The following is a 16,666-nucleotide window of genomic DNA, read 5'->3' on the forward strand; positions in this document are numbered from 1 at the left end:
GCCACATGATAGCTTGGGGAAAATGTCACCCGTGAAATATGCAAAGCTTAATTCCTCTGGGGCTAGCCCCAGAGGAATTAAAAATAAATTAAATAATGTAATTTTGGAAAAATAAACAGTTCTAATTAAGGGAAGCTTACAGCTATACATTTAATCCAGTTTCTAACTTATTTGAATTATTATGATAAAATTTGATGGTTATTACTTGTTGGAACCCAAAAAAATCTATGAAGGAAGAATTAAAAAATACATTTATTCTGTAAATGCTTATCGGTTTTTAAAAAATGGATATTATGAAAGAATTTCAAAAATTGAATTGTTAGAACATATTACAGATTTCACAATAGATGATTTCATAGATGATAAGATTACAAAGGGACAATTTAAAATTAATGATAATAAAATGATATTAAAGAAAACTGATGAGTTTTCGCAAGATGTTATTTTAGATATTATAAATGAGAATAAGTTATATATAAATTTTCTTAAAAAGGAAGCGTATTTTGTGTCTTTTGAAAAAGTATATGAAACTTATGGAGATAAAAAGCCTAATGATAAAAAAATAATTGAAGAAGTGTTAAAAATATAAACTAACCACAATTTATTTTTTTGATCATTGCCGCTGCATCACTTACTGAAATTCAATGCTAGCAAAACAAGATGATAATATAGGTGGTTTAAATGTTCTTGGTGATGGTCCATTTTACCCTAATCCAATTGACACTTGGAATCAGACAAATAAACCTTGGCTTTTAAATGCTATAAATGCAGGAGGCGTTTTAAGAGCTACTGCAAACCCAATTAATGCTAGTAACTTGTTTTTTTCAAATGTCACTAATATCTCCTTTTCAAACTGGCAACAAGTAAAGAATTATATGTTGTCTTTTTCAGAAAATTCAACAACTTTTATAGATGAATTAGGATTTTACGGTAAGGAAGTTCACACGTTTGTCCATCAAGGATTAAATTTTAACCCTATAACAAATACCTTTCAATAATGGAGTCCAACGGGTATTATTTAGCAAAACCAATATTAAAAAATTTGGATCGTAGATTCATTTCGACTAATCCTTATTATTTTATATCAGCTTTCAAGCTATTAGATAATTATAATCTTGCAAAAATTTCTCAAATTTCAAACATAAAAGAATTGAAAGATTTTGATGATAAACTCTTTAATGGCGAAAAAACGCCATCAATTCATGAATATATATTAAATAATAGCGAATTAATTATTAAAGATAATACAGGTTTTGGTGAAGACATAAGCTATACGATAATTAAAAGCGAATATGAATTTAAAAATTCGTCAACAAACTCTGTTTTATTTATACCATTCAAAAGAATTGATAGTTTTAAAAAAACGTATAACTATGAACCACTAATTAAGACTATAATTAATCATATCTTTCCATGATTGATATTAAAAAATGAGAGTAGTGAGATTTTATATTAGTATTATTACTTTTTTCATTCTTTTTGCTTGCGGCACTAAGAAGATTATGAAAACCTTTAGTAATAACCTGGTAGTACTAATTACGTACGTTGATAAGAATAGATTTAATGTTGATAACGCCAATGAAGTTATATCTTTTTATGAATCTTTAAATAGTAATGGCGATACCCTTGTTCAACCAAGCACACTAGATGCCTTAGAAAAATTCTCAAGTCTTGTAACAAAGGATAGTTTAAAAATAAATACCTTCGATTATTATTTCTTTAAAGATACAGTTAGGGTTAATAATCCTATATCATCATATATTTATGTGCCTAAAACACAGGATAAATATGTTTTAAATTTGTACTTAAACGGAGAACGAAAATTTGAGAAATCAAAAATATTTGAAGATTACAAAACAGAAACCAAGATCAATGTTTATAGAGAAAACAAGAAGAAAATATTAGATTTAGTTTGTTACCAAGTAAAGCTTGTTAAGGCACAGCAGATAGGAAAGATAAGGAAAACAAAGACCTATAGTATTTGGCTTGCAGATAGTATAGGAATACCTATCAACTATTACGATATTATTAACGTATCTGAATCTTACAACATAAAAGGTTTAGTAATGGAAATAGAGGTTAGAAATGAGAATGATTCGATAGAACAGCACTACGTGGCTAAAAACTATAAAATAGAAAGATTTGACTCTAATTTGATAGACATAAATTCTATGAAAAAATTATAATCTATTTATCTATGTAGTAAAAGACGAAATCTTTGTTTTGGGCATAAATACTTTAAGTTATTAGAAAAACCTCTCACATTTCAATACTTTGACTAGCTCAGTACTGGAAAGATTAATAAACGTGAGAGGTTTTTATTCTAACCATTCAATCTATTGGACTTAATGATATTTTTTAACTTTAATTTTAAGTCTTCGCCAGAATCATAGACCATCTGTTCGTCTGTTGGGAAAATGGCTTGTCCTTGTCTTAATAAAGCTCTATCGTCTTTGTTAAGAGCACGTTTATCTCCACGGTATCTACCAAAAACGTTTTCAAATACAAAGTCACTATCTATAGTAAAGGCCTCAATAATTTGATTTTGCTCTAAATCGGTATAGATAACATCTGCTATCACTTGCGATGATTTTGTTTGTAATATCTCATAGAATCTTGCGCGTGCATTAACGATTTTATCCACTTTAATGTCATTACCTAAGCTGTCTTTGGCAACATTACCATTGTCATCTAATAGATACTCCCAACCATCTACCACTTGGCGTTCTCTCAATAACTGACGTTCACTTACACGTTCTGGAGATACATTAATCTGCTTTAACAACAGTTGCATAGCATAGTCGTAGTTTAAGGAATCCTTTGCTACAACATGATAAGTCGTCCAAAATTGGTTAATCCCGTAAGTGTTGAAGTCTAATAATTCTGCTTCTAATCGCGATGGAATAATTTGCTGGGTATCATTTTTAATAGATACGTGTACATAATCCATTCCCATGTTATGTGCCTCTTGCATTAGGTCTTTAACGTCTTCAAAGTTTGGGTTTATAGTGTCCACATAATCAAAGAGTCTATAGGCTTCTCTAGCATTAAATTTATCTTTAGTATCTAAAAGATCTAACCCTTTATCCATAAGATAATCTGAGGTTTTGTACCTATAATTTACAAGTTCATTAGAATAGTTATGGAATGTAAAGTTTATAGTTTTACCCTCAATGGTTAAAGGCATAACGCGCTTTATGGCATTTTGTCTTTTATCGAGATCTACATAACGTTCATAAATCGTTTTATATAACTCAGGGTTACCATCTGCTTTAAGATGTGCAATCTGTGCCAAATCTTCTGTTAAGACTTTATCGTAGGCATCCTTTAGCATTATAACATAGGCTTGCTTACGCTTTTTGTCTTTGTTGGTTTCTAATTTTCTTAAAGCTTCAGAAATGGCTTGGTTATAATTGCCGTGGCTGATAGCGCTTTCAATTTGTTTTTTGGCACTACAAGATACGATTACCGAAACAAGGACTGTGTAAAGTAAAAATCGTTTCATAATCTTGTGTTTTATAAGGTTATAGTTTATAAAACCAAGTATTATGCCAAACTTCGACAAGCTCAGTTGGCTTCACTTAGCTTTTGGCTAATTATTCCACAAATAGGAACGTCTAATTACGTGGAAAATCTGTATAATTTTTCGATAAGTTTGGTAAGGCTTTCTTTTGATTATTGATTAAGGCTTCTTTCTTTTTTCTGCTCCAACCTTGTATCTGTTTTTCTCTATTAAAAGCTAAATCAATTCTTGAATATATTTCGACATAAACTAACTTAACAGGAAGATATTTTTTGGTGTGATTAGGCCTTCACCCTTTTGATGTTGCATAAATCTTAATGCCAAATCTATAGTGCTTCCAACATAATAACTTTTGTTTGAACACTCCAAGATATCCGTGTAACCTTTTGGCATCGTTCTGTATATTGATTTCGATAAGCTCAGTCAACTGTTTTGAATAGAATTATAATAATTATCGGTAGCTGAGCTTGTCGAAGCTATTTTTTCTTCTTTGGATTAAAAACCGGTAAGAGCTGCGTTTTAACCTGTCCGAACCCAATGCGGACATCGTCATTTTCACAATAACCACGCATCACCACCGTGTCATAATCATTAATAAACTTACGTTCGGTACCATCTTTTAATTTAATAGGTTTGTCACCATTCCAAGTTAACTCAAGCATTGAGCCATAAGAATCCTCAGTTGGGCCAGAAATGGTTCCACTTCCCATCATATCACCAGAATTAACTGGGCAACCATTAATCGTATGGTGGGCTAATTGCTGTGACATATTCCAATACATATATTTAAAATTAGATTTACAAACGGTGGTTTCTTTACCACCCTTGGGAATAATACCAGCTTCTAACTTTATATCAAAACTGTGCTTGCCAGTAGTCTTTAAATAGGGCAATGGTTTTGGGTCTTGTTTTGGACTTTCAACTCTAAACGGTTCTAATGCGTCTAGTGTTACAATCCAAGGGGATATGGTTGAGGCAAAGTTTTTACCCAAAAACGGCCCTAAAGGTACGTATTCCCATTTTTGTATATCTCTAGCCGACCAATCATTAAAAACAACTAATCCAAAAATATATTCTTCAGCTTCTTCAACTGGTATCGGTTCGCCAAGATCATTAGCATCAGTGGTGATAAACGCCATTTCTAATTCAAAATCCACTAAGTTGCTGGGTCCAAATACAGGTTTTTTTGCACCTTCTGGCATCGTTTGTCCTTGTGGTCTGTATATTGGAATATGTGTTGTAACAATTGAAGAACTGCGTCCATGGTAACCCACAGGCATATGCAACCAATTTGGCATTAGTGCATTGTCTTCTCCACGAAACATAGTGCCAACATTAGTCGCATGCTCTTTACTGGCATAAAAGTCTGTATAGTCTCCAACTTGTACTGGCATTTGCATTTCAATTTCATCCAATCGAAAACAGATGATTTCCTTATGCTTATTATTATCCTTTAGCTCATCATTGGTAGCATCAAATATTTCTGCAACACGATTGCGGACTGCACGCCATGTCTTGCGCCCATCTGCGATAAAGTCGTTAAGCGAATCTTGAAGGAAGATATCATCGGTTAATGGTATACCATCAAAATAACCCAATTGATGTAATGCGCCCAGGTCAATAGCCGTATCACCAATACGTGTACCTATGGTGATAATATCTTCTTTGGTTAAGAATACTCCGAACGGAATATTCTGAATCGGAAAATCAGAATACTTATTAACGTATAACCAAGATGCTCTATTAGGATTGTTGGCTGATAAGGACATAATGCTGTTGTTGATTAATTGTTTATTAATTTATACTCAAACCTACATAATTTTTAATATTAAAACTAATGTATTGTTTATTTTTGTACCGATTTAACAAAGACTTTATTTATGCAACGCGACGAACAAATTTTTGAACTAATTAATGATGAAAAACAACGCCAATTAGATGGTATAGAACTTATTGCTTCTGAGAATTTTGTTAGTGAGCAGGTTATGGAAGCTTCTGGTTCTGTACTAACTAACAAATATGCTGAGGGTTATCCTGGTAAGCGTTATTATGGTGGATGTGAAGTTGTTGATAAAGTTTAAACTATTGCTATAGAACGTGCTAAAACCTTATTTGGTGCAGCTTACGCTAATGTGCAACCTCATTCTGGAAGCCAGGCTAATACTGCGGTATTTCATGCGTGTTTAAAACCAGGTGATACTATTTTAGGTTTTGATTTATCACATGGAGGGCATTTAACCCATGGTTCACCTGTTAATTTTTCTGGTAAATTATATCGCCCAACCTTTTATGGAGTAAAAAAAGATACAGGGTATATAGATTACGATATGTTATCTGATATGGCAGAAAAAGAGCAGCCAAAATTAATTATAGCTGGTGCTTCTGCGTATTCTAGAGATATAGATTTTGCTAAGTTTAGAGAAGTAGCTGATAATGTTGGAGCGGTTTTGTTAGCAGATATCTCGCATCCTTCTGGTTTAATAGCTAAGGGTATTTTAAATGACCCGATGCCACATTGCCATATTGTAACGACCACTACGCACAAAACCTTAAGAGGGCCAAGAGGTGGTATGATAATGATGGGTGAAAATATAGATAACCCATTTGGTATTACCTTAAAAAGCGGGAAACTACGTAAAATGTCTGGCTTATTAGATTCTGGCGTGTTTCCAGGAAACCAAGGAGGGCCATTAGAGCATATTATCGCTGCTAAAGCTATTGCTTTTGGCGAAGCCTTAACTGACGATTTCTTACACTACATGATGCAGGTTAAGAAAAATGCTGATGCTATGGCAAAAGCCTTTGTAGCCAAAGACTACCATTTAATCTCTGGTGGTACAGATAACCACATGATGTTAATTGATCTTAGAAACAAGAATATAACAGGTAAAGATGCCGAAAATGCTTTAGTGAAGGCAGATATTACTGTTAATAAAAATATGGTACCGTTTGATACAGAATCTCCTTTTGTAACCTCAGGAATAAGAGTAGGTACGGCGGCAATAACAACGCGAGGCTTAAAAGAAAACGATATGAGTCTTGTTGTTGATCTCATCGATGAGGTGATCACTAACTATGAAAACGAAACAGTATTAGAGGGTGTTGCTAAAAAGGTGAATGCACTTATGGAGGGACGTCCTTTGTTTAATGGGTAAAATACTACTTTACTTTGTCATTCTGTCCCGAAACGTCGGGAGATTCAGAATCTATATAATATAAGAGTGAGATGCTGAAACTAGTTCAGCATCACAAAAAATGAAATTTAAGCCTTTCAATGCAGTTTGAAGGGCTTTTTTTAATCTTCAATACTAGTGCTTTCATAAGCACCAGCATCTGGTGTAACGGCATCTCTTTGAACGTTAAGAATGTCAAATCCACTTGGTGTTAACGGTACTGCTATGCTATTAGCACCCGAATTTTCACCAATACGCATTAGGTTTTCAAAAGGATCCTCAAACTCTGGATCGGTATTGAAACTATTATTTTCATATAAAGCAATATCATCAAACTGATAGTTGGTAGTGCCTTCTAAATCGTCGTTATCAAATCTTAGCAAGCAGTTTGTAAACTTAAAATTGAAATTATCACTAATACTTTCTAATAAAAATTCAGGATTATCGTTACCATAGATAATGCAGTTTGTAAAATTAGCTTCAATTAAGTCAGTCGATGTATTATTAACAGGTAAACCATTTTCATCAGTTAAAAAGTCGTTAAGAAGCAGAGAAGGAAATTGTCTAAAACTGTTATTCCAATAGTTAGCAATAGTACAGTGCGTAAAATTATATTTGCCACCAACAGTGCCAGCAAAAGAGGATTGCCCAGAGTTATTGATAATGACATTCTCGGCGGTAATTGACGTAGCTCTACCAAGAATACCAAAAGCACTAGAATTGTAGATCTTTGTGTTTTCTATGCGCAATTTATCATCCATGTCATCTCTACCACCTTCTGCTAAAACACCAATAGTAGCATTCTTAATAGTAGCATATTCTATAGAATTATTTAAACTACCCGGAAATAACCAAATGGTTCCCCATTGCCCAGGAACATCTTCAAAAAGTGGCTCTAAACGATCACCTTCTAAAATCACTTCATTTTCTAAAGTGTCTTGGTTTGGGCTAAGCCCTCCATTAATATTTAGCGACCCTCCTTGGGTTACAATAATACCAGACTCCGAATGAAAGTTAACACGTGTACCTGCTTCCATGGTAAGTGTTTGTCCGTTACCTACACCTGCATAGCCATAAATAACGTAAGGTTTTTCATTGGTAAAAGTAAGTTCATCATTTTGCAGAAAGCGACCTTGCAAGTTGGTTTCGTTTGGGTTGCCATCGCCATCAACATCAAAGGTGAGTGTCTCAATAATCTCCGTGTTTGGATCTCTACTAGGAAAAATAAAAACAGCGTCTTTAACCAAGGTTACTAACTCTACCTCTTGCTGATTGTTGCCAGAATCAAACAAAATACGGTCTGTATATAAAAATTGAGTGTCAGTGTTAGATAAGGTTTCAATATCTATAGTGGTTTCTATAAAAATAAATAAACTGTCCTTTGCTAATAATTCTACATCTTCAAAAAATTTACCTTCTTGTGGAGTACCAATAACAGCATCACTTCCTGTACCACCATCTACATTCATTCTATAAAATGAATTTACACCATTTTCTAACTGAATGTTTGGTATTACAATATCCTCATTGCTTCGGTTATAAACTTTTAAGTTGTATGTGCTAGAGCCAATATTGGTAAATACCGTATCTAAATACACGGTGTCTCTCTCAAACTCTAAGTTACCTGTACTTGGCGAGAATTCAAAATCATTACGACAAGAACTCCAAAAAATGAGTGTTCCAAAACAGATAAAAAAAACGAATACGCGCTTCATAAGTTGATTGTAAATTAATGCTTAAAAATATAACTTTTGAAGTTAGGATTTAGTATGAAATATGATAATTAATTGAATTTGTTATTCTGAATCTTACCGAAATTTAATAGGAATTTTAAAGATGATATGGATTATGGCCTATGCAATAACGACAACGACATTTAAGTTATTAATCCTTTACAGCACCTGTTCTGTCATATTCTTCTAGTAAAGTCAAAAATAATTTACTATTTACAACAAGTGCTTCTAATAAAATCATTTTATGTTCTTGTTTAAGCCATTCTGAACTTACACCTTTTGCAGAACAGAAATCAAAAAATAATTTGGTTTTATCTTTTGGGATTTTTAAGACATTGGTGACTAAACCTTTATTAAAGAAGGTACTTTTATTAAATAACGAGTCTATTTGAAAGTAGGTTAGGGACTCATATTCTACTAGCTTGCTTTTTTTTCGTTTAAATAACTTAGCAACTTGCCCAATTAGGTAAATAAAATCCACACCATTTTGCGCTCCAGCAGGCGCATATAAGTGAGGATTACGTTTTATATCTTCTTTAATTAAATTATTTAGGTCACTATTATAGGTTTCTTCATTAAAAACGGGTTGTTCTGGTTCTGCTGTAATTTCAACTTCGTCTAGTGCATTAGTGATTTTCTTGACTTCAAAAACATTAGTATCATTAAAGTGAATTTGGGTAAGAACAACTTCTTTTGGGTGATAAAATATAGACTTAAAGGCTATGGTATCATTAATAGTTGCATTGATGTTAAAATTTCCATCCTTATCAGTCACAGTAAGTCTATTTTGTGTAATATTAAGTACTTTGATGTCTTTTACTACCGATTTAGAATCGTAAACTTTACCTTTTAAAGTTTGGGCATTTAATTTATGTGTCGCAAAAGCACTAAAAATAAAGAGGGTTATAAATAAGCGAAGCATAACTGATTGATTATAGGTTAAAGAACGTATATCTCACTTAACTTACCTAAAGTGTTTGCTAAATTTTAACCTAAATAAATGTTAATCGAATAACGTAGTTATTTCGTTAGGAATACGCACAGGTTTTTTTGAAGCTACGCTCATAAAGCACCATTTTGTCTTAGAAGTACATATTAATTTTTTGGTCCTGGTATTTGTGATTTCTACGTGGCGTATGGAGGAAATTCCTTCAGATTTAGAAACATAAGTCTTTACGTGTAAATTATCATGTAAGAGCGCTTCTCCTTTATATTCTATATGATGACTTACTAATACCCAATAGTAATTGGCCAAAATATCTTTTGTAGCATTTTTCAACCAATGGGCTTCTGCTATGTCTTGCACCCATTGTACATAGCGTACATTATTTACATGGTTGAGTTGGTCTAAATCGTCTTTGGAAACGGTGATGTTTTTCTCTAAAAATTGCAACTTTAATTTATTGTTCTTTTAGTTTTACTTCAAAGAGCTTGTCCCAGTTTTTACCAGTTACAAAAATTGTATTGCGTTCTGGGTGGTAAGCGATGCCATTTAGCACATCGAGTTTATCGTGTTGAGTTACTAATTTTCGTAAAGGTTTAAAGTCTATAACGCCATAAACACCACCTGTTTTAGGATTAACAATGACTACACCGTTACGCTGATAGATATTGGCATAGATTTTTCCATTTACCCACTCTAGTTCGTTAAGCTGTGGTATTTTACCTTTTTCGGTATAGACTTCAATATGTTTAGTTTCTGTTAGGTTTTCTGGGTTTATGTACCAAATCTTTTCTGTGCCGTCAGATTTGTAAAGCGTATTACCGTCATTACAAATGCCCCAACCTTCTTTGCTCTTACCGTAGTTAAATGTACTCAACTTTTCAAATGTATCTACATCATAAATAAAGCCTCTTTTTGCTTGCCATGTTAATTGATAAATTTTGTTTTTAAATATGGTTAAACCTTCTCCAAAATAAGCATCATCTAAATCAATATTTTTTAAAACTTCACCTGTTTTGTAGTTTACTTTTCTAAGTTTAGATTCACCACGTTGCCCTGTGCTTTCGTATAATTCTCCGTTGTAAAACTCTAAGCCCTGCGTATAAGATGAAATATCATGCGGATAGGTGTTAACGATCTCATAGGAGTATATTTTTGGAATTACATTATTGTATATTTTTATTTTTTTGGTGAGATTTTCAATAGTTTCGTCATAAGTCACTACAGCAGTTATTGTTTTTTCACCAAGTGTTACGTCGTTTAATTTTGCGTCATTGGCTATAATTTCTCCATCTAATTGATACGTAACATTTGTAATATTTAGTTTTTTTGGGTTATCAATGGTTAGATTAAAAGCGTCGCCTAATAATAACGATTTTGTATTAGTATTAATGGCCAGGCCAGTATTTTTTGTAGCGCTATCTCTACAGTTCACTAATAAAAGGCATAAACTTAAGAGAATGAGATGTTTAATTGGTTGCATAAATGTTATTTGAATATAGGGCAAGTTATTAAATAAAATTCAGTTTAAAAATGATTGTTAAAGTATTAAAAGATTGTATCTTTGCCGTTGGCAAGTCCTACACAACCAGCTCCTGTTTAATCCTCCAGGACGGGAACGTAGCAAAGGTACACGGTCGTAGCGGTGTGATGTAGGTAGCTTGCCTTTTTTTGTGGCCTATCCTAAATCCTTTCCAAAGGAAAGGACATCCTCACTCAGACGTTTTTAAATTTAATTTGCTTAATTTGGAATTTTAGAATTTAGTTTTTGAGATTTGATTATTACATAATGTTATGTCTAAAGTCGTACTAATAACAGGTGGGTCCTCCGGAATAGGAAAGTCTATAGGTGAATTTCTTAAGTCCAAAGGCTACCAAATATATGGAACAAGCCGAACGCCTAGCAATTATCCTGAGAGTAAATTTCCTATTATAGCTTTAGATGTTACAAAACCCAACTCTATTTCTAAATGTGTAGAAACAGTTATATCAAAAGCATCTAAAATAGATGTTTTAATAAATAATGCTGGTACAGGTATTACAGGACCTATAGAAGAAATCCCAGATGAAGAAATTAAACGTAATTTTGAAACTAATTTTTTTGGTCCAGTTAATGTTATTAAAGCAGTACTGCCAGAAATGCGTCGTCAAAACTCTGGATTAATTATAAACATAACCTCCATAGCAGGTTATATGGGTTTACCCTTTAGAGGAATTTATAGCGCAAGTAAAGGTGCTCTTGAGATTATTACGGAAGCCTTTAGGATGGAACTTAAGGATTTTAATATAGAAATGACCAATGTAGCGCCTGGAGACTTTGCTACTAATATTGCTGCTGGTCGTTACCATGCACCAGTGCTTAAGGATTCACCATATAAAGAGAAATACGAATTTTCTTTAAAAATGATGGACGATCATGTTAATGAAGGACACAATCCCATCCAAATGGCGATAGCTATTAATAAAATTATAAACACAGATAAGCCTAAAATCCATTATAAGGTCGGAGCCTTTATGCAAAAATTCTCAGTGGTACTTAAAAGACTCTTGCCAGATAAGGTGTACGAAAAATTACTGATGAATCATTATAAGCTTTAAACCAGTTTTCATAATCCTTACAAGGATTGAAAGTATAGCCCTAAAATTAAGCACCTTAATTCTAAAACACATGTTAGTATTTTAACCATAGATTATGGGGTTTGGTATATTATTTGAGATAATTATTTCAAATTAAGGTATCATGAAAAAACCTCTGCTCATCCTCACAATTTTGTTCGGTTTTGTGCTGAGTTGTAATGATTCACTGTGTTTTATAGCTAAAGAACCAGAACTAGATAATAAAGAATTTCCTATAGGATCGGTTAACGATTATTATTATGCAGACCTTAATGCAGAAATCAATAATGAGCCAAGAGATGACGATTACGATTATTATTTTGATGTCCAAGGATTACCACAAGGCCTAGATTTCTTTGTTAATTTTAGAACCATTAGTGTAGAAGGCACTCCTTTAGAATCTGGTGTCTTTTCAATTACAATTTACTTAGATGTAGATGGTCCATTTAGAGCGGCTGTTGATGAAGAACCAGATATACTTTGTAATTATAGCACCTCCAAAAACTACATGCTTATTATTGAGTAAGCATCAAAAATCCATTGTAAATTCAACACTAAAATAGCTTAAAATGGCTAAGACGAAAAAGTTTATAAAACTTAAACGCTATTTTAATAACTGTTGCTTTATAAGGTCAGAAAAAACACCCAATGTATAACCAAAAGCTAATGCATTTTAAAGGTATGATACACCTTGTTGATATATTTTCAGTATTTCATTAAATCTATGCAATTGATTAATTGTAAATTTGTAACCACGTTAGAAGATAATTCTAACAATTAACAACAGTTATAAACTAAATTTTATGAAATTTTTTATTGATACTGCTAATCTAGAGCAGATAAAAGAGGCTCAAGACATGGGCGTTTTAGATGGTGTAACTACAAACCCGTCTTTAATGGCAAAAGAAGGTATTACAGGCACAGATAATATTATGAAACATTATGTGGACATCTGTAATATTGTTGATGGTGATGTGTCTGCAGAAGTTATCGCTACGGATTTTGAAGGTATGGTACGAGAAGGAGAAGCATTGGCCGAATTACACAATCAAATCGTAGTTAAACTCCCAATGATTAAAGATGGAGTTAAGGCTTGTAAGTATTTTTCTGATCGCGGAATTAGAACCAATGTAACCTTAGTATTTTCGCCAGGTCAAGCCTTATTAGCTGCTAAAGCAGGGGCAACTTATGTATCACCATTCATTGGGAGATTAGATGATATCTCAACTGATGGTTTAAATTTAATTGCAGAAATCCGTCACATCTATGATAATTATGCTTTTGACACTCAAATTTTAGCAGCCTCTGTACGGCATACGATGCATGTTATAGACTGTGCAAAATTAGGAGCAGATGTTATGACAGGGCCATTAAGTTCTATCGCAGGATTACTAAAACACCCTTTAACAGATATAGGGCTCGCAAAATTCTTAGCAGATTATAAAAAGGGTAACTAATATAAATCTAAATTGTTTTTAGAGGTCTTATTTTTTTGCAACAACCTCTTTTTCTTGCAATAGTAGTTGAAGCGTATCCTCAAAATCTGATTTAAAAATGTTTACATTAGGATGTAATATTGTGGCATCTTGGTCAACGACAATAGCTTTATTAGAATAATTTACAGCTAATGTTTTTTGTGCTTTTGTTGGATGCTTAAATCTAAATTCATTATCTGATGGAAAGCTGTAATCATTTATTATGGCTTTCCATATTTTATTATCGTTTCTATTGAGATTTATAGATATAAAATCTACGTCTAAAAATTTAGACTTTAATTCACGTACTTTATAATGACTATTTCTATACTGCATCTTAGAATTAGAGGACCAAAAATAGATTACTGTAGGTTTATTAATTATAGATTTTAGTTTGTATTCAGTACTGTTATAATTAACTACAGTAAGATTAGGAATAGTATTGCCTTGTCTTAAAGACTTTAAAGAAGCTACAAGCTCTTTCATTACTACTTTATCTTTTTCATTTGTGCTTTTATTTAAAAAATAAGCAAGCATGTCTTTGGCTTCGGCTTCGGTATGGTTATGGCTAACAAAATCTCTAGTCTTATATTTTAAAAGACTGTTTTTTATGGTTTTGTTAGAGATGACGCTATCGATGATATCTAATTTAGATTTGTTATAAGCTACTGAATGCCTGTTAAACTTGCTATGGGAAGTGTTCTTATTATAATAAGTATTTGCTGCTAAATTATCTATGTGTGCAAATAAAAAGCGATTATAAGAATAAAAATGACGCAGATGTGAAGCATTGTAATCAATAGAAGATCTGTAATTGTAAAAATCTTCAGGTAAATCCTTTATATGAATAAGTTTATTGTTGCCAAAATAGGCGAAGGGGTAAATTTCCTTGCTTGCATAAGCATTGTAATTAATGTTGGCCTCAACGATGGATTTAAAAAACTCAGATTCATCATTTTGTGCTAAAAAATTATGAAATTCTATGAGTTGACTCAAGCGTTTCTTTTCAATAAAATCATCAAAAACTTCAGGTTCCATTTTAGCATAGGAAGTTAGCTTTTTTTCCTCTAGCTCATTTTGTAAGTACGTTTTAATAAGGTAATTGTTTTTTCTAGCGCCATTACCCGTAAAAACTAATGATTCATCAAAATCGTAAGTGTTTAGCCTAAACATTACACTATCTTTTGGCTCTAGTAAAACCATTTGGTACTCACCACCATGCGTAATAGAATACAACCCAGTTTCTAGATTTGTTATCTTATGTAAAAATCTATTATGCTTGTCTAACACAAGCGAATCTAAAACATCGCCACTAGTGTTGTAGAGAATAACATTTTTATTTTTTGGATTAACAATTTCTCCACCTAAATAGGCGTATTCGCTATTTTTAGTTGAATAGTCCTCACAACTATTAAGGACTAATAACAGGATTATAAATAAGTAACTAAGTCTATACAATATCAAATTCTTTACAAAAATCAAAACAAAAATATAGGTTGAATGTGTTATGTCTTGTTAAGACCTAGTTAAAACTTGATAAGAGCGGTTTTATTTCGCTCAATCGCTTTAATTGTCTAATTTTGCCGAAAATTTAAAGACTATAAAATGTTATCAGTTTCAAATCTCTCGGTCCAGTTCGGAAAACGTGTACTTTTCGATGAAGTTAATACCACCTTTAATAACGGTAATTGCTATGGTATCATTGGTGCCAATGGAGCAGGTAAATCTACCTTTTTAAAGATTATAGCGGGTAAAATGGATCCAACATCTGGCCATGTGCATTTAGAGCCAGGTAAGCGCATGTCTGTTTTAGAGCAAAATCATAACAAGCACGATGAGGATACAGTTTTAGAAACCGTAATAAAAGGTAACAAGCCCTTATATAAGTTAAAATCTGAAATAGATGCACTTTATGCCGACTATACCGATGAGAATGCAGAGAAGATTGGTGAACTTCAAGTAGAATTTGAAGAAATGAATGGCTGGAATGCCGATTCGGATGCTGCAGCAATGTTATCTAATTTAGGAATCAAAGAAGAGCACCACTATACATTAATGAAGGATTTAGATGGTAAGCAAAAAGTTCGTGTACTTTTAGCTCAAGCCTTATTTGGAAATCCTGATTTGTTAATTATGGATGAGCCTACCAATGATTTAGACTACGAAACGATTTCGTGGTTAGAAAACTTTTTGGCAAATTACGATAATTGTGTTATTGTGGTATCGCACGACAGGCACTTTTTAGATGCGGTTTGTACACATATTTCTGATATTGATTTTGGAAAGATTAGTCATTTCTCTGGGAACTACACCTTTTGGTACGAATCTTCTCAATTAGCTGCCAAGCAGCATGCACAACAAAATAAAAAAGCAGAAGAAAAGAAAAAAGAATTAGAAGAATTTATTCGTCGTTTCTCTGCCAACGTTGCAAAATCCAAACAGGCAACCAGTAGAAAAAAGATGATTGAAAAGCTAAATATAGCGGATATAAAACGCTCTAGTCGTCGTTATCCTGCTATTATTTTTGAACGTGATCGCGAGGCTGGAGATCAAATTTTAAATATAGAAGGTTTATCTGCAAGTTTAGATGGAGACGTGCTGTTTAAGGGTATTGATATTAATTTAGCAAAAGGAGATAAAGTAGTTGTATATTCTAAAGATTCTAGAGCAACAACGGCATTTTATCAAATTATAAATGGCAAAGAAAAAGCTGATGCAGGTAAATATGCTTGGGGTGTTACAACAACACAATCGTATTTGCCATTAGACAACAGTGACTATTTTAATAATAAATTGACTTTAGTAGATTGGTTACGTCAGTGGGCAACAACCGAAGAAGAACGCGAAGAAGTTTATATTAGAGGTTTTCTAGGTAAAATGATTTTTAGTGGTGAAGAAGCTTTAAAAACAGCTGATGTTCTTTCGGGAGGTGAAAAAGTACGTTGTATGCTCAGTCGTATGATGATGACTAGAGCTAATGTATTAATGTTAGATGAACCTACGAATCACTTAGATTTAGAAAGTATTACGGCGTTTAACAACTCATTAAAGAACTTTAAAGGAACAGTATTGTTAACAACGCACGATCATGAGTTTGCACAAACCGTTGGTAACAGAATCATTGAGTTGACTCCAAATGGCGTTATAGATCGTTATATGACGTTTGATGACTATATGAGTGATAAAAAGATTAAAGAACAACG

The 16,666-nt window shown here is 32.8% G+C and carries 16 protein-coding genes, 1 other RNA gene and 1 pseudogene; 10 read left to right on the top strand and 8 right to left on the bottom strand.

Features of this window, described 5'->3' with window-relative positions:
• Positions 1-181 precede the first annotated feature (181 nt).
• The 4 genes from Q0800_RS04575 (at position 182) to Q0800_RS04590 (ending at position 2,186) form a co-directional block, all read left to right on the top strand.
• Complete coding sequence (locus Q0800_RS04575; protein WP_299127999.1) at positions 182-589, top strand: hypothetical protein; 408 nt, start codon at positions 182-184, stop codon at positions 587-589.
• A gap of 55 nt (positions 590-644) precedes the next feature.
• The gene (locus Q0800_RS04580) at positions 645-998 is read left to right on the top strand and encodes a hypothetical protein (RefSeq protein ID WP_299128000.1); all 354 of its coding nucleotides are present in this window, start codon (positions 645-647) and stop codon (positions 996-998) included.
• Entirely contained in the window at positions 998-1,417 is a 420-nt protein-coding gene (locus Q0800_RS04585; protein ID WP_299128001.1) for a hypothetical protein, read from the top strand. Before Q0800_RS04580 ends, Q0800_RS04585 begins: the two co-directional genes overlap by 1 nt.
• An 85-nt stretch (positions 1,418-1,502) precedes the next feature.
• Positions 1,503-2,186: a hypothetical protein gene (locus Q0800_RS04590; RefSeq protein WP_299128002.1), complete on the top strand. Its 684-nt coding sequence runs from the start codon at positions 1,503-1,505 to the stop codon at positions 2,184-2,186.
• A gap of 137 nt (positions 2,187-2,323) precedes the next feature.
• Here the strand turns inward: Q0800_RS04590 and Q0800_RS04595 are convergent, their stop codons facing one another.
• From Q0800_RS04595 to fahA, 3 genes are all read right to left on the bottom strand, one after another.
• On the bottom strand, positions 2,324-3,505 hold the full coding sequence (locus tag Q0800_RS04595) for a hypothetical protein (protein WP_299128003.1): 1,182 nt from the start codon (positions 3,503-3,505) through the stop codon (positions 2,324-2,326).
• 267 nt (positions 3,506-3,772) lie between these two features.
• Positions 3,773-3,916: a GIY-YIG nuclease family protein gene (locus tag Q0800_RS04600; protein WP_299128004.1), complete on the bottom strand. Its 144-nt coding sequence runs from the start codon at positions 3,914-3,916 to the stop codon at positions 3,773-3,775.
• An 83-nt stretch (positions 3,917-3,999) separates the two neighbouring features.
• A complete protein-coding gene (fahA, locus tag Q0800_RS04605; RefSeq protein ID WP_299128005.1) occupies positions 4,000-5,292 on the bottom strand; it encodes a fumarylacetoacetase in 1,293 nt (430 codons plus the stop codon).
• A 111-nt stretch (positions 5,293-5,403) separates the two neighbouring features.
• Here fahA and glyA point away from each other — a divergent pair.
• A pseudogene (gene glyA / locus Q0800_RS04610) lies at positions 5,404-6,678 on the top strand (serine hydroxymethyltransferase).
• A 140-nt stretch (positions 6,679-6,818) separates the two neighbouring features.
• On the opposite strand, the gene Q0800_RS04615 reads toward glyA, so the two are convergent.
• The 4 genes from Q0800_RS04615 to Q0800_RS04630 form a co-directional block, all read right to left on the bottom strand.
• Positions 6,819-8,411 carry a hypothetical protein gene (locus Q0800_RS04615; protein ID WP_299128006.1) on the bottom strand — a complete coding sequence of 531 codons (1,593 nt, stop codon included), beginning with the start codon at positions 8,409-8,411 and terminating at the stop codon, positions 6,819-6,821.
• A 169-nt stretch (positions 8,412-8,580) separates the two neighbouring features.
• Positions 8,581-9,351, bottom strand: a complete 771-nt coding sequence (locus Q0800_RS04620) for a hypothetical protein (RefSeq protein ID WP_299128007.1) — start codon at positions 9,349-9,351, stop codon at positions 8,581-8,583.
• An 81-nt stretch (positions 9,352-9,432) separates the two neighbouring features.
• Positions 9,433-9,822, bottom strand: a complete 390-nt coding sequence (locus tag Q0800_RS04625; protein WP_299128008.1) for a thioesterase family protein — start codon at positions 9,820-9,822, stop codon at positions 9,433-9,435.
• A gap of 7 nt (positions 9,823-9,829) precedes the next feature.
• Positions 9,830-10,855 carry a glutaminyl-peptide cyclotransferase gene (locus tag Q0800_RS04630; protein ID WP_299128009.1) on the bottom strand — a complete coding sequence of 342 codons (1,026 nt, stop codon included), beginning with the start codon at positions 10,853-10,855 and terminating at the stop codon, positions 9,830-9,832.
• Between the two features lie 88 nt (positions 10,856-10,943).
• Here Q0800_RS04630 and ffs point away from each other — a divergent pair.
• The 4 genes from ffs to fsa all read left to right on the top strand — a co-directional run bounded on the left by ffs (position 10,944) and on the right by fsa (position 13,445).
• Positions 10,944-11,042, top strand: an RNA gene (gene ffs / locus Q0800_RS04635) — signal recognition particle sRNA small type.
• Positions 11,043-11,166: 124 nt separating this feature from the next.
• The gene (locus Q0800_RS04640) at positions 11,167-11,970 is read left to right on the top strand and encodes an SDR family oxidoreductase (protein WP_299128010.1); all 804 of its coding nucleotides are present in this window, start codon (positions 11,167-11,169) and stop codon (positions 11,968-11,970) included.
• Between the two features lie 142 nt (positions 11,971-12,112).
• The gene (locus tag Q0800_RS04645) at positions 12,113-12,514 is read left to right on the top strand and encodes a hypothetical protein (RefSeq protein WP_299128011.1); all 402 of its coding nucleotides are present in this window, start codon (positions 12,113-12,115) and stop codon (positions 12,512-12,514) included.
• Positions 12,515-12,791: 277 nt separating this feature from the next.
• A complete protein-coding gene (fsa, locus tag Q0800_RS04650) occupies positions 12,792-13,445 on the top strand; it encodes a fructose-6-phosphate aldolase (protein WP_299128012.1) in 654 nt (217 codons plus the stop codon).
• A gap of 27 nt (positions 13,446-13,472) precedes the next feature.
• On the opposite strand, the gene Q0800_RS04655 is transcribed toward fsa, so the two are convergent.
• Entirely contained in the window at positions 13,473-14,921 is a 1,449-nt protein-coding gene (locus Q0800_RS04655; protein WP_299128013.1) for a hypothetical protein, read from the bottom strand.
• 147 nt (positions 14,922-15,068) lie between these two features.
• On the opposite strand from Q0800_RS04655, the gene Q0800_RS04660 reads away from it, so the two are divergent.
• Positions 15,069-16,666, top strand: a 1,598-nt coding sequence (locus Q0800_RS04660; RefSeq protein WP_299128014.1) for an ABC-F family ATP-binding cassette domain-containing protein, incomplete at its 3' end; no start/stop codon positions are given.

Origin of the sequence: uncultured Winogradskyella sp. (genome assembly GCF_937958655.1) — a bacterium.
Classification (GTDB): Bacteria; Bacteroidota; Bacteroidia; order Flavobacteriales; family Flavobacteriaceae; genus Winogradskyella.

Bases quoted from the DNA above. Each gene is read 5' to 3' on its own strand.
- fsa (WP_299128012.1), top strand. From the start codon at position 12,792: ATGAAATTTTTTATTGATACTGCTAATCTAGAGCAGATAAAAGAGGCT.
- Q0800_RS04600 (WP_299128004.1), bottom strand. From the start codon at position 3,916: ATGCCAAAAGGTTACACGGATATCTTGGAGTGTTCAAACAAAAGTTAT.
- fahA (WP_299128005.1), bottom strand. From the start codon at position 5,292: ATGTCCTTATCAGCCAACAATCCTAATAGAGCATCTTGGTTATACGTT.
- Q0800_RS04595 (WP_299128003.1), bottom strand. From the start codon at position 3,505: ATGAAACGATTTTTACTTTACACAGTCCTTGTTTCGGTAATCGTATCT.
- Q0800_RS04580 (WP_299128000.1), top strand. From the start codon at position 645: ATGCTAGCAAAACAAGATGATAATATAGGTGGTTTAAATGTTCTTGGT.
- Q0800_RS04640 (WP_299128010.1), top strand. From the start codon at position 11,167: ATGTCTAAAGTCGTACTAATAACAGGTGGGTCCTCCGGAATAGGAAAG.
- Q0800_RS04645 (WP_299128011.1), top strand. From the start codon at position 12,113: ATGAAAAAACCTCTGCTCATCCTCACAATTTTGTTCGGTTTTGTGCTG.
- Q0800_RS04575 (WP_299127999.1), top strand. From the start codon at position 182: ATGATAAAATTTGATGGTTATTACTTGTTGGAACCCAAAAAAATCTAT.
- Q0800_RS04620 (WP_299128007.1), bottom strand. From the start codon at position 9,351: ATGCTTCGCTTATTTATAACCCTCTTTATTTTTAGTGCTTTTGCGACA.
- Q0800_RS04585 (WP_299128001.1), top strand. From the start codon at position 998: ATGGAGTCCAACGGGTATTATTTAGCAAAACCAATATTAAAAAATTTG.
- Q0800_RS04630 (WP_299128009.1), bottom strand. From the start codon at position 10,855: ATGCAACCAATTAAACATCTCATTCTCTTAAGTTTATGCCTTTTATTA.
- Q0800_RS04590 (WP_299128002.1), top strand. From the start codon at position 1,503: ATGAAAACCTTTAGTAATAACCTGGTAGTACTAATTACGTACGTTGAT.
- Q0800_RS04615 (WP_299128006.1), bottom strand. From the start codon at position 8,411: ATGAAGCGCGTATTCGTTTTTTTTATCTGTTTTGGAACACTCATTTTT.